Annotated in this window: 11 protein-coding genes and 3 pseudogenes; 5 read left to right on the top strand and 9 right to left on the bottom strand. The window is 56.9% G+C overall.

Translation table 11 applies throughout. The features are described from left to right. Positions 1-5: 5 nt before the first annotated feature. Together CIP100161_RS00640 and CIP100161_RS00635 are read right to left on the bottom strand one after the other, a co-directional pair. Positions 6-1,229, bottom strand: coding sequence for a TIGR00730 family Rossman fold protein (locus tag CIP100161_RS00640; RefSeq protein WP_155871186.1), 1,224 nt, complete (start codon positions 1,227-1,229; stop codon positions 6-8). Positions 1,230-1,249: 20 nt separating this feature from the next. Then, a complete protein-coding gene (locus tag CIP100161_RS00635) occupies positions 1,250-2,647 on the bottom strand; it encodes a PepSY-associated TM helix domain-containing protein (protein ID WP_155871185.1) in 1,398 nt (465 codons plus the stop codon). Between the two features lie 378 nt (positions 2,648-3,025). On the opposite strand from CIP100161_RS00635, the gene CIP100161_RS00630 reads away from it, so the two are divergent. Further along, positions 3,026-4,024, top strand: a complete 999-nt coding sequence (locus CIP100161_RS00630) for an ROK family protein (protein WP_155871184.1) — start codon at positions 3,026-3,028, stop codon at positions 4,022-4,024. Here the strand turns inward: CIP100161_RS00630 and CIP100161_RS00625 are convergent. Continuing rightward, positions 4,021-4,575 (bottom strand): gamma carbonic anhydrase family protein, encoded by a 555-nt coding sequence (locus CIP100161_RS00625; RefSeq protein WP_014316148.1) that lies wholly within the window; start codon positions 4,573-4,575, stop codon positions 4,021-4,023. The genes CIP100161_RS00630 and CIP100161_RS00625 overlap by 4 nt on opposite strands. 134 nt (positions 4,576-4,709) lie before the next feature. On the opposite strand from CIP100161_RS00625, the pseudogene CIP100161_RS12405 reads away from it, so the two are divergent. Continuing rightward, positions 4,710-5,725 (top strand): annotated as a pseudogene (locus CIP100161_RS12405) (ATP-binding protein). 4 nt (positions 5,726-5,729) lie between these two features. Here the strand turns inward: CIP100161_RS12405 and CIP100161_RS00615 are convergent. Further along, entirely contained in the window at positions 5,730-6,308 is a 579-nt protein-coding gene (locus tag CIP100161_RS00615; RefSeq protein ID WP_155871183.1) for a nitroreductase family protein, read from the bottom strand. Positions 6,309-6,405: 97 nt separating this feature from the next. On the opposite strand from CIP100161_RS00615, the pseudogene CIP100161_RS00610 reads away from it, so the two are divergent. The 3 genes and pseudogenes from CIP100161_RS00610 to CIP100161_RS00600 all read left to right on the top strand — a co-directional run. Further along, positions 6,406-7,154: pseudogene (locus CIP100161_RS00610) on the top strand (esterase/lipase family protein). Positions 7,155-7,248: 94 nt separating this feature from the next. After that, a complete protein-coding gene (locus CIP100161_RS00605) occupies positions 7,249-8,013 on the top strand; it encodes a VIT1/CCC1 transporter family protein (protein ID WP_155871182.1) in 765 nt (254 codons plus the stop codon). Positions 8,014-8,102: 89 nt separating this feature from the next. Next, positions 8,103-8,240, top strand: a pseudogene (locus CIP100161_RS00600) (inositol-3-phosphate synthase); the annotation flags it as partial. Between the two features lie 49 nt (positions 8,241-8,289). Here CIP100161_RS00600 and CIP100161_RS00595 read toward each other — a convergent pair. The 5 genes from CIP100161_RS00595 to CIP100161_RS00575 form a co-directional block, all read right to left on the bottom strand. Beyond that, a complete protein-coding gene (locus CIP100161_RS00595; protein WP_155871181.1) occupies positions 8,290-8,706 on the bottom strand; it encodes a DUF2871 domain-containing protein in 417 nt (138 codons plus the stop codon). Positions 8,707-8,728: 22 nt separating this feature from the next. Beyond that, positions 8,729-10,069, bottom strand: coding sequence for a cryptochrome/photolyase family protein (locus CIP100161_RS00590; RefSeq protein ID WP_155874483.1), 1,341 nt, complete (start codon positions 10,067-10,069; stop codon positions 8,729-8,731). Positions 10,070-10,083: 14 nt separating this feature from the next. Then, entirely contained in the window at positions 10,084-10,491 is a 408-nt protein-coding gene (locus CIP100161_RS00585) for an iron chaperone (protein ID WP_155871180.1), read from the bottom strand. 17 nt (positions 10,492-10,508) lie between these two features. Further along, entirely contained in the window at positions 10,509-11,969 is a 1,461-nt protein-coding gene (locus CIP100161_RS00580) for a hypothetical protein (RefSeq protein WP_155871179.1), read from the bottom strand. Between the two features lie 89 nt (positions 11,970-12,058). After that, positions 12,059-12,817, bottom strand: coding sequence for an ABC transporter ATP-binding protein (locus CIP100161_RS00575; RefSeq protein ID WP_155871178.1), 759 nt, complete (start codon positions 12,815-12,817; stop codon positions 12,059-12,061).

Genomic DNA, 12,817 nt, shown 5'->3' with positions numbered 1-12,817 from the left:
ACAGTCTAGTCGGACAGCCACTTCAGCCCAGGGTTCACCCACGAGCTGAAGCCTTGGAAAAGCTCCTCAGAATCTTTCGCCATCACCAATGCATCAATATAGCGCTCTGAAATAAAGCCCTCTTCACTCATTGTGCGCAATGCAGCAATAAAGGGATCCCAGAACTCCTCAATGTTCATCAACGCCACCGGCCCCGCATACGGCCCTAGTTGCTGACGCACCAACACCTGGAACATTTCCTCCATAGTGCCCATGCCACCTGGCAGGACCACAAAGGCGTCGGCAAGCTCTTCCATGCGCGTCTTGCGCTGCGCCATCGTCTCGGTGATGTCGAGCGCACTCAACCCTGGGTGCGCCTGCTCTAGATCAACAAGCGCATGCGGCATCACACCATGCACCTTGCCACCTGCGGCAATGGCAGCGTCGGCAGCAATACCCATCAAGCCTGGCCTGCCGCCACCATAAACCATGGTGATACCGCGCTGCGCCAGCGCAGTACCCAACTCGCGTGCAGCCTGCGCATACTCAGGGCGCTCACCCACAGCAGAACCGCAATACACAGCAACACTACGAATCTTCGGACTCAAGGTCTTGAGCATGATAGCGCCATGCTCAACCTCACAGTCCTGGGCAGCGAAATCATGGTGCGCATAAAGGCGACGAGCTGGCGACTGCTTTTCCACATTCACCGCAATACCCGGCCAACCGTTCAGACGGCCATACTCGGTTGCCTGCTCAATCAGCCAACCACCAATCCCCTTGCCGCGCCATTGCTCGTCAAGACGAAGAGTCATTTCCGGCACCGCTGGGTTGAGATAGGCCAACCCCTTAATAAACTGCACGCACATGGTACCCACGACGGCACCAGAAGCATCTTCTACCACGATGCCAATATCACCACGACCCTCGTTAAAGAAGGTGTACTCCGACAGCGGCGCTACGGCAAAATCTTCGGCGGTAAAACGCTGATCAAAACGATTCAGGTTACGCAAAACAGAATCCGTGTGCGCGGGGACATCGGCTGTTGTCATGGCATGAACGGACACGCCGAGGCCCTGCATAAAGTCAGGCAGTTCTGGGGAAAAGCTCATGTGAAAACAGTTTAGGGCACCACTGGGATTGTGCAATAACTGCCGTGTTGGTTGCGAGTGAGTAGTTCGTGCCAAATTAAATCTTTTCTTATATCTCCGACCTGCGGAAACGCTGCGAGCCTCAAAAAGTTTTGGCACAAACTACTCACTTCGCCTCATTAGCGCCGGCGCCGCGCTACATCCCACAGCATGCTGCAGATCAAAAACGCCACACAGGTGATACCGAATAGAGGTGCCACCACGCCATAAATCACCATGGAAGCAATGCCTACCCAGCCAAGTACGCCATACCCGCGCACACCATCCACGCTGCGCGCAGGAGCACTACCGGCCCACGCAGTGCCACGGCGCTGGAACCACAGCAGGTAGCCACGCACCACGAGGATGATCAGGCCAATAGCCAACAGACCGAGGGCAATTTGGTTGGGTACGCCCAGCAGGGTGCCCATGTGCAATTCGATCAGCCAGGCAGTGAGCTTTGCGGGCAATGACCACTGATCAAAGCCCACGCGGTTGGTCACCTGCCCGTTGGAGCCGTCGACAGCCAGGGCATCGTAGGTCACGCGATAAGCAACGCGGTCTTCTGCGGCGGTCCAGGCGTGGCCGTCTTCCTTCGGGGGCTTGACGGTAAAGGGGGTGCGCAGTTCGCCGGCGGCGGTGGTTGCTACGCGTTGTGCCTGCTCAGATAGGTTGACCTGCGCCATGTGCGCATGGTGTCCGCTGTGTCCACTATGTCCGCCGTGCTCAGCATGGGGATCGGCGGAGGTTTGCTCGGCCGCCGCACCGAGCGCCGTGCTTACCGACGGCGTAGTCCAGTTCAAGGCGGTGCGAATCGGACGGATGTTGTCGCCGGCTACGGATGACCATGTCAATCCGGTGATGGTCAAAAAGATCATGCCGGCAGCTACAAGGGTGCCGATCGCGCCGTGCCAGCGCAGGTTGCGGGTGCGGCCGCGGCCGTCGATACGCAGCATGGCAGCTAGGCGGCCGGCTTTGCGCTGGCGTTTCCACCACAGGTACACGCCACTGACGGCTAGAACGCCGAGCCATGAGGCAGCGGTTTCTGAGTAAAGACGGCCTGGTTCACCGAGCCAGAGATCGCGGTGTCCGAGTGAGAGCCAGTGGCGGATGGGAAGTGCTGCTGAGCCGCCGTATTGTGGCATATCGCCGGTGATGTCGCCGGTGTATTGGTTAACAAAGACGCTCTGCGTGGTGTTTTTGGGCAGGTCGGGGTCGTTAAACATCACGCGCGTGGCTTGGTCGGAATTGCCTACGCGCACACCAGCGAGTTCAAGATCGGGGTGGGTGGCGCGGGCGATGTCAACGATCCGTTCTAGCGGTAGCTCATCGCCGCTGGGTGTGACGTTGATGGCTTCGGAGTAGACGGCCTTATCCAGGCTAGGGCCGAAGGCGTAGCCGAGGCCGGTCAGCGACGCGATGAAGATGAGTGGCGCGCAGATGATGCCTGCGAAGAAGTGCAGTCGTCGCAGGTGGCGGGGCAAAGCGCGTGTCGACGCTTCCCGCTTCTCGTCGGCCGGTGTGTAAGTTGCAACCATAAACAGCTTTCTGTGATGGGTTGTGGCAATGGAACGCAGTAGTTGTCGGCGACAATAAGGCAAGAGTTCCCTAAAGTTCAATATTTTTATTGCCAATATTTCAACAGCATGAAATTCACCCCCGTTACCCCCAATATGTCGGGACTATATTCATCCTTGTCGCTGAGATGTAACCTCAAGCCGCTTGATAACGCTTATGCAAAAAGTGTACTTTCACCTTTTGTTTTTTCTTCTCAGTCATATACCCCTAGGTGTACCGGTCAGTCTATAGGGGTGTTGCATTTAAAACATATTTGCAGTTCAAAACATCTATTTACCAAACTTTTAAACGCCGTCCAATTTAGACAAGATGGTCTATGAACCCCTAAAATTTGACGCATGCCGAACCGCAGAACACTGAGGAACACGCCATCCTTTACCAAGCCCATTTCCCCGGCTGCCTCATGTTTGCACCTCATCCGCCACCTTCAACCAGTCACACGGGCAACACTGGTCAACGGATCGGGTAAATCCCAACCAACCGTCACCCGCGCAGTCGCCGCACTCATGGAAGCGCACCTCGTTCGCGAACGCCCCGACCTCTCCATCCCTCAAGGACCAGGGCGACCCACCATCCCCATCGAACTTGCACCTTCACCCTGGGTTCACATCGGTGTCGCAGTAGGCACCCGCGCCACCTACATCGGCGCATACAACACCCGAGGCATCGCCCTACGGGAAAAGATGATTGAGATCCGGCCGGCGTCGACAAGCATCGATACCTACATCGATGCCATCACAACTGCCATCACCGAACTCACCACACTCTCCGAACTACCACTAGCCAGCATCGGAATCTCCAGCTCCGGCCGAGTATCCCCCACTGGGCTCGTCACCGCAGCCAATCTCGGATGGGACCGCCTCGACATCGTCAGCGCACTCTACAAACGAATCCCCGTCCCGATCGCCGCCACCAGCGTGACCACCGCCATCGCCGGTGCAGAACAACAAGCACAAGACCCCAACCATCCCAGCACCACCCTCATCTTCTACGCCGACGACTCCACCGGTGCAGCACTACAAACCCCCGACAGCATCACCACCGTTCCCATCGACACCTCCTCGGAGGACGTCGCACTGCTCAGCGAAGCAGCCGTCCACCTCGTCGCTGAACACGCCCCCAACAGCATCGTGCTCGCAGGCTCCGCGTTCTCCAACCCCGACGACGCCCGAACCGTAGGCAAAGCACTACGCTCTTCCCCCACCAACCCCAACATAGAAATCCGCGTCTTCCCCACCCACCTGGACAACGCCCGCGCCGCCGCCCGAGCAGTAGCCCTCGATCACCTCATCGAAGACCCACTCGGACTGGCAAAGCGCATCGTCGCATCCCGCTAACGGAAGCGAACATCCTCCACACTGAGCGGAGCACCCAACTCCCCATGCTGAGCCGCTACCTCAACATAACGGCCAGCATGGGGAATAAACCCAGCAGACTGCTCATCAGATAACTCACGACGCACCTTCGCCGGCACCCCAGCAGCCAACGACTTCGCCGGAATCACCTGACCTTCCAGCACCACCGCACCAGCAGCAATCAAACTGCCAGCACCTACCACCGAACGCGACAACAATGCCGCATGCATACCCACCAAGGTGCCATCGCCCACAGTGGAACCATGCACCAACGCCATGTGTCCCACCGTGACATCGTCACCCAGCACGCAGGCAGCGTCACGATCAACATGCAGCACCGAATTATCCTGGATATTCGTACGCGCACCCACAACAATCGAATTAATATCCGCACGCAGCACACAACCATAAAACACCGAAGCATGCGGCCCAATCGTCACATCACCAATCAGAGTGGCGTTCGGAGCAATAAATGCAGTCTCATGAACACGCGGAACCTTGCCATTAAACGGCAGAATAAGTGGACCAGTCATAGCTACAACACTATGCCGAGAAGCCTCCGATCAACCCAGTAGGCACGCAACAACAACTTCAAACAACTTAAAACAACTACTCCTAGCTGCAAAAACACTAGTAAAACCACCTCACATCCCTCCCAGCTCATGTCATAAATGCACTAGATGCTATCTGAGAAGGATCCATTACAGATTCTTTGAAGTCAGAAACTTTAGAATTCAAAGAAGATCTTCGACGGTACTCGCCCAAATCTTCGTCCCGAGGTTCATGAAGTTCGTTATCAAAATAATCGGCTCATCGTTATCTACATCCCCGAGGTGCTCTCCCTATATTCCCGCTCCAAAGGGCAGGCTAGTAAACGCGTAGATTCTCATTGTGAGCCGCTATCCGAAGAACAACGGCGAGCTATTACAGCCGATACCATCCAAGAGGTCCGGAGACCTTTAAAGACCAAACGTGCGCAGCCGGGTATCGATCCCGAAGTAACCGACCACGACCAACCGCTCCTCATCGCATTGAGTTCACTCAAGCGTCGCATTACTGAAAATACAAACACGGAAATAAAGCGCACCCAGTTTTCCGATGGCCAAGAAATCGCAGTTTCAGCTTTCCCTCAAACTGCTGTTGATGAGGTTGTTACCAATGCGATCATTCACCGAGATGGGCGACTTAGTCGTCCAGTAGTTATTGACCAATCACCTCAAACATTAAAAGTTTGGTCCCCAGGATCACTCCCTGTAGGCGTTACCCCCAATCGCATGTTGACGACTCAATCTATTCCACGAAACAGCAGACTCATGTCAGCGATGAGAATGTTGGGGCTCGCAGAAGAATCTTCTCGTGGCTTCGACCGAATATGGGCTGCGCTATTAGGCAGCGGTCGTGATATTCCGGATGTTCATACGGAGGACACTTTTACTGCATGAGCTCAGTCTCAGTTTCAACCCGGACATGCTCCATAGCGCCAACACCTCAAAAGAAGCTACCGAGCGAATGCTTGCTCTTGAAAGCAATGGTTTCTCAGTGAAAAAGCTCGAAAACCACCGATCATTATCAGTCACAGATAACCCCGCAATCGTCAGTCCAAACATGGGTTGAGGAAAAGCACACACTGATCCTTCAGGTCCACAACGAGGATCGGGGACCCGATGGATCAAAGGGAAATAATGTTTTAGTAGTGATCGTTGACGCGGCGGCTTGCCTCGCGGCCGGGGTGGACCGGCTGTTCGGCAGGATAACCCATGGCGATAACAAGTCCTACGGCGCGGTCATCACGCCCGCCAAGTCCGACAGCCTCGAGAACTTTAGCTTCGTTCCAACCTGTGGTTGGCGAGGTAGCAAGACCCTCACCTTGGGCTGCGATGAGGGCGAAACCTGCGACAAGCATGGCATCTTTCAGTGCGGTTTCGCGCAGAGCGGCTGCGTCGAGACGTGCAAAGAAGCCACTGACATGTTCGGCTCGATCCGCGCCGAGGAGATCAGGTAGGTCGGTGGGTGCATCGGCACGAGCGACGATCACGAGCACGACGGGAGCGTCGCGAAGCTGCGCTTGCTTAGAAGCAGCAAAAAGTCCATCCTTAACGGCCTGATCGCGCACCACCACAACGTCGGCACGCTGGGCGTTAAAAGCAGTAGGCGCTTCGAGGGCTTGGGCGACAACGCGGTCGAGGATGTCGTCCGGGATGGGCTGGTCGGTGTACGTGCGCACGGCGCGTCGTTGAGCGATGGCTTCTGCAACAGTCAGGGACATTGCACAGTCCTTTCAAGGTTTATTGATAAATCATTATTATTGGTGTGACTACACTAACAGTGAAGGCACCTACGTACTGATAGTACAAGGAGAAAGCATGGCAGTTGTTCAGCGTCACCTGCCGCTTTCCGCCCGCCTGCCCGCCCGTGGAATCTTCGAGGACGACTGGCGTGATCGGCCGTCGAAACGCCACCCCTACCCCGTCATCCTGATCCACGGAACCGGAGTAACCAAAGGTGATTGGATGGAGCTCGGGCACACGCTTCGCAGTCTCGGCTACGCCGTGTGGGCACCGGATTTTGGGATGCGCTCCACCGCAGCCGTAGCGGAATCCGCGGCCCAAGTAGGCGCATATATCGACGCCGTTTTGACCGTCACCGAGGCCAACAAAGCAATTGTGGTGGGGCATTCGCAAGGCGGGATTTTGGCACGCTATTGGATGCACAACCTCGGCGGTGCGGACAAAGTCAGCCACCTCATTTCACTTGCGGTCCCCCACTGGGGCGCACACCGCGCGGTACCGCAGTGATCGACTCCCTTATCACCGGATTTTTTGGAGCTAGCGGCTTTGAAATGCTGCACGATAGCGAACTCATTGCACAGCTCAATAAGCATGGCGATACCCTGCCGCAGGTGCATTACAGCTGCATTGCCACCCGATCCGACACCATTATCCAGCCGGTAGAGTCGTGTTTTCTTCGCGGAAAACTTGTGCACAATATTTATGCGCAAGCAGTGTCTAAGCACGCGATCATCTTGCACGAGGACATGCCACATGACCCTCGCGTGCGACGCATCGTGATCGCCGAAATAGAAAGGGTGGAAAGGCTAACTATTCCCAGCTAAGGCTAGGGTTTCAATCCTTGCAGCCCTAGAAAAATAGCAGCACAATAAAGCCTAAGCGACACCGATTCGCACCATAAGACCAAGGTAGGCAACGATGACGCAAAAGAATTTCCCACCATTGCCGGGGACCCTCTCCTCCACAGTCTCAGCCCTAGACCCCGTGGCCGTATCGGGGCTCAACTCCAAGCTGAACTGGCTACGCGCCGGCATCCTCGGAGCGAACGACGGCATTGTGTCCATCTCTGCCCTGCTGCTCGGCGTGATCGCTACCAACGCCAGCACCTCCACGGTGCTGCTTTCCGGTGTAGCAGCCACCATCGCAGGTGCCGTATCCATGGCACTCGGCGAGTTCGTATCCGTGTCTGCCCAGCGCGACAACGAACACAAGGTCATGGAGCAAGAGTACAACGAGCTCCTGCACACCCCAGGTGAAGAGCGCGCAGAAATCGCCGGCATCCTTGAAAACTACGGCATGAGCACTGCCACTGCCTACCGCGCCGCCATTGAGATTGGCCGCAATGATCCATTCCGTGCTCACCTGCAAATCGAGTACGGCATTGATCCCCATGACCTCACCAGCCCGCTTCACGCTGCGGTATCCTCGGCGGCATCCTTCCTGCTCGGCGCACTGCTTCCGCTGCTCACGGTACTCCTAATTCCAGATCTATCCCGTGTGGCCAGCGCGATTGCCGTAACCGTTGTGACGTTGCTGGCCTTGGCCATCACCGGCTATATCTCAGCGCGTATCGGCGGCACCTCGCCAATAAAGTCGGTGCTTCGCCTGACCATCGGTGGCATTCTCGGCTTGGCACTGACCTTCGGTGCCGGTTATGCTTTCGGCGCAGTGGGTACGCCGTGAAGCTTATGTTCGGTTGTTATCAAAGCCAAGGGAGTATCACGTAGGCGATATTGAGTTTGTTGCCGCGTTTGATGTGGTGCAGGTGCTCGGATGAGCGTGTCGACGTCCTCGTGTCGTATCTTGCGGTGGGCTCAGAGGAGGCGGATAAGTTTTATGCACAGTGCGCTATCGACGCCAACGTGGCGTTTGTGAATGCGCTGCCGGTGTTTATTGCTTCTGATCCGCAGTGAGCCGCCAAGTTTGAAGAGGCTGCTCGTGCGGAGCTGAAGCAGTTTATTACTGGTTAGCTTCGCTACGCTTGATGGCGGTGTTGAGCATACTGAAGAACCAGATGAAGCCGCCGGTGAGCAGGATGTGGCCTAGACCTGAGATTCCGGATTGGGCTGGGCCCCACATGCCACCGCTGGTTACTACGAGACCGTTGGCCAGCATGGCGATGGTGGTCCACGCTAGGGCCACATTGTGGAAGATGAACCACTGCTGGAATTTCTTTTGGCCAGAGAGGTTAAACACCTTGTCTAGCGCCAATACGATGAGGAAGAAGAAGGTTCCTAGCACGAGGAGGTGGGTGTGCAAGGTGTTGAGCTGGGAGCGGTCCACGGCGTTGAACACCTTGGTCCATTCACGGTAGAACACCCCAGCTACGAGCCCGAGAATGAGGTAGGTTAACGAGGCATAATACAGTTTTCTCATACCCCTTAACCTATCTGATTACTCAGCGTTTACAAGCGTTATAGGCGTCGAGGGCTCGAAGTCGGGATTCTTTAAGGTCTACGATCGCCTCTTCGGGGTAGTCCGCGCTCATGATGGGCAGCCAGCGGTTGCGGTAGGTGCCGTCGGGGTCGAAACGGCGCGCTTGGGTATCGGGGTTGAAGATGCGGAAGTAGGGGGCGGCGTCGTCACCGCTGCCGGCTACCCATTGCCAGTTGAAGGGGTTAGACGCTGGGTCGGCATCAACGAGGGTGTCCCAGAACCATTGCTCGCCGTGCCGCCAATGGATTCCTAGGTTTTTAACCAGCAGGGATGCGGCAACCATGCGCACACGGTTGTGCATGGTTCCGGTGGCCCATAGTTCGCGCATGCCGGCGTCGACAAGCGCGATGCCGGTGCGGCCGTGGCACCAAGCGTTCAGTTCGGTTTCGAAGTCACCGCCGTCCCAAGGGAAGCGGTCAAATTCGGGGCGGATGTTGGCGGTGGCCATGTCGGGGTGCGCGTCGAGGCGGTGCCAGGCGAAATCCCGCCACATAAGTTGACGGCGGAACCCCTCCGAGGTGTGGGCGTGATTCCACACTTCGGCGACGCTGAGTTCCCCGAAGCGCAGGCGGGGGCTTAGCCTAGAGGTACCGTCGATGTCGGGGCGGTCGCGGTCGTCTAGGTAGCGCGGGAGGATGCCGTCGAGCTCGGCGAGGGCTTCGCGTGCGGCGGGTTCACCTGGGGTCCACTCCTTGCTTATCGACGCCGCCCACCACGCGTCCCAGCCCAGTTGCGCAATAGCGGCCTGGGTTTCCGTGTCGTCTATGGGCTGTTCGGCCTTGGGAGGTGCCACAAGCGTGTCTAAGGGCAGGTCACCGATGGCGTCACGAAGGTTACGGGAAAAGGGCGTAAACACCTTGTAGCTGCCGCCCGTTGTGGTGGTGATCTCCCCTGGTTCTGCCAGCAAGTGGCAGGGGAAGTCGTAGACCTCCACAGCGTGGGCGCGAGCATCTGCAGCAAAGCTAACATCAATGCTGCGTGCTGCGGGATCATAACGCCGATTCATCGTCACCGCTGTGGCACCGCAGGAGGTCACTAGCTGCGGCAACAGCGTCAACGGGTCGCCGGAGAGCACGTGCAGTCGTACGCCACGCTGCGCCAGCTGCTCAGACAATGCCAGCAGGCTATGGTGCAGCCACCACTTGACTGCCCCACCCAAGGGACGCACCCCCACCTCGTTGACAATGTAGACCGCATGCAGGTCCGCAGGGTTGGCGCGGACAAGCTCCCATGCCTTCATAAGAGCTGGATTGTCATGGACGCGTAGATCGTCACGGAACCACACCACCACCGGGTGAGTCATCATGTCCTCCTGTGCTACCTACGCCAGAAGCTTGTCACATCGCGTTTATCTTCGATGTTAAAGGCGATCACATCGCGCAGCAGTTCGAAGGGAATCGGCTGGTCCCACGGCAATCGCACCATCATCTTCCCGTAAGACAATCCCCGTTGTTTAAACTGCGACTCCCATTTCACAATGCCTGCGCGTTCAGGGGCAAAAGAAATGTGATTGGTCGCTGGACTAAACCCAATAATGAACGTGCCGTGGTGGGTGAACATGGGTTGTTTCCACGCAAAACGGTAGCCCAGATCAGGGAATTCTTCGTGCACCCATGTCAGAATCTGCTCGGCGGTGGCACGGTTGGTGGGATTGGAAATCCCGTCGAGCCAATCAGCGAAGAACTCGATGATTGGCTCGCCTGGTTTAGCAATACGAGTAGCCATAGCCCACCACAATACCGTTATTGGTAAGAGACAAACCCTGGGCGAGGATAAATATCCATAGTTTGCTCCGGGGTAAACATCGGGGTGTCCTCATCAATAAAGTTCTTCCACGCCATAGTGAACTCCGGCTGCAGATCCTGCTGCACCATCTCCCAAGTGGCAAACTTGTCGCGCGCTGGACCATGACCGTCAGCGTGCAGGATCCACGCCAACTCAGGGGCGGTGGTATTAAGCTGCTCACGACCACGGATCATCTGCCACTGGAACTGGTGCACCACAAAGGGCTTTTGCGGCAGGTTATTATCGCGAACAAGGCCAGCAAGCCACTCAGCCGTGCTATTAATCTCAGCGGCCTCAACGCTTCCCACCCGCTCCATAGGCTTTTCACCTAGATTGATCCGCCACTCGGGATCAAGAGCAAGCCCCACGTGCGGAAGCTTGAGCAACTCTTCGAACTGCTTGGCTTGGTCGAGGAAGTTCGCGTTGCCTGGCTGCAGATCAAGGACCGCATACCCGCCCGCTTTACCAATCTCGTCTACCCACGGACGCAGCTCATCAATAGTGCCCTCGTTGGAGTAGTTGCCGTCTGGGCCAGGATCTGCGCTGGCTACGGTGGCAATAATTTCAAAAGCAGGAACAGTGGTGGTCTGCGGATCGATGGCGGCATAGTGCTCAGCAAGCTCTTTTACCTTGGACACTGCCTCGGGAGCAGGTTGTTCGCCCATCACACCGAGTGCACCGCCAGAGGGGTGACCATACAAAGCAACGAGGCGATGTTCGGGGAAAATCAAGTGCCCGCCACCTGGGACTTCTGGGCTCTGCAACATGTCTACTGCGCGATGGAAGCGCTCTTGATTGCTAAAGCTCGGCCCTAGGCCCACTACCTTGGCGTGGGCATCTTTTTGCAAAGTAGCGGATTCACGTGGGTCACCTGAAGAGAGGTATTCCACGGTGGCGCCGGAGGCTTTAGCGGTGGCAACACTTGCTGCCGACGTCGCCTGCGAAACCAACACCACTGCCCCACCATCAAGGTGACCATGTTCTGCAGAAAGCTCAGTGATCTGGCGTGCCATGCTGGTATCGGTCGGATGATCCGGTGCTGGTGGCACAGGGGCCGCTGGATCACCAATGCGAACCACATCTTTTACCCCAAGCCGTTCGATCTCGGCATTGATAGCCTCGGTGTTAGAGGAGTCGTCGACAAGCAGGGGGACCCCGCGCTTAATGGCCTCCTGTGCGCCCTCCCAACGATGCTGCGCGGTGTCACCTGCCACCACAACCGAATCTACTTTGTCGGCATCAGGGAAAAATGCCTGCGAAACCTCCACCCCCGAAGCATCCGCAACCAGCGCCGTCTTATCCAACGACAGCTCACTGCCCGCAACACTGATGTCTTTTGTTGCAGAATCAGAACCGCAGGCAGAAAGCGTCATACCCGCCGCAATGGCGAGAACAAGGGCCGGCTTAAGAAGTCGCACGATCAAATCCCTCCTAGGGATGTGGTGGTTACAGCGGGGGTTCAGGCACCCCAGCCTAGCAACTCCCGCCGGCCCGCGAAGTGAAAGACCTAATCCTCCACGGGACAGACCACCGGAACTCCGGCGTCGTCAAGAACACGGGCACGCAGCCCGTAGACCTGCTCCAACAGGTCAGAAGTAAGCACTTGCTTCGGTGCGCCCTCGGCAATCACATGGCCGCCACTGAGCACCACCAAATGATCGCAATACCGTGCTGCCAGGTTCAGATCATGCAACGCCACCACAGCAAGGCACTCCCGCGAGGTCACCTCAGTACGCAGCAACTTGAGCAACTCCACCTGATGGCGCAGGTCAAGAGCCGACGTGGGCTCGTCGAGAAGCAAAACCTCCGGCTGACGCACCAACATCTGCGCCACCGCAACCAACTGACGCTGGCCACCCGACAACTCCGAAACGTAGCGATCCGCCAGCGGAGTAATACCCAAGCGTTCCATCACCGCCCCAGAGCTCAACAGCGGATCGTAGCCCTTACGCGCGGACACCAAAATAGACTCAAAAGCCGTCAACGACGCACTGGTCAACAAATCCTGCGGCACATAGCCCACCACATTGCGCAGCTCATGATGCGGCACCTCCACACCTTTGCTCATGATGGTGCGCGTGCCACCCGAGGTGGCCTTCAAACCAGCAATGGCCTTAATCAACGTGGATTTACCAGCAGCGTTAGGACCCAACAAGCCCGTCACCGTTCCTAGTGGCACTGGGCCAAAGCTCACACCATTCAAAATATGGCGCGTACGCGGGCCACGACCATAGGAGACTCGCAGGTCAGAAATACTCAAACTCAT

The sequence above is a fragment of the Corynebacterium rouxii genome (assembly GCF_902702935.1).
Taxonomy (GTDB): Bacteria; Actinomycetota; Actinomycetes; order Mycobacteriales; family Mycobacteriaceae; genus Corynebacterium; species Corynebacterium rouxii.
The sequence above is the reverse complement of the archived record's forward strand: the minus strand, read 5'-3'. Positions and strand labels throughout refer to the sequence as shown.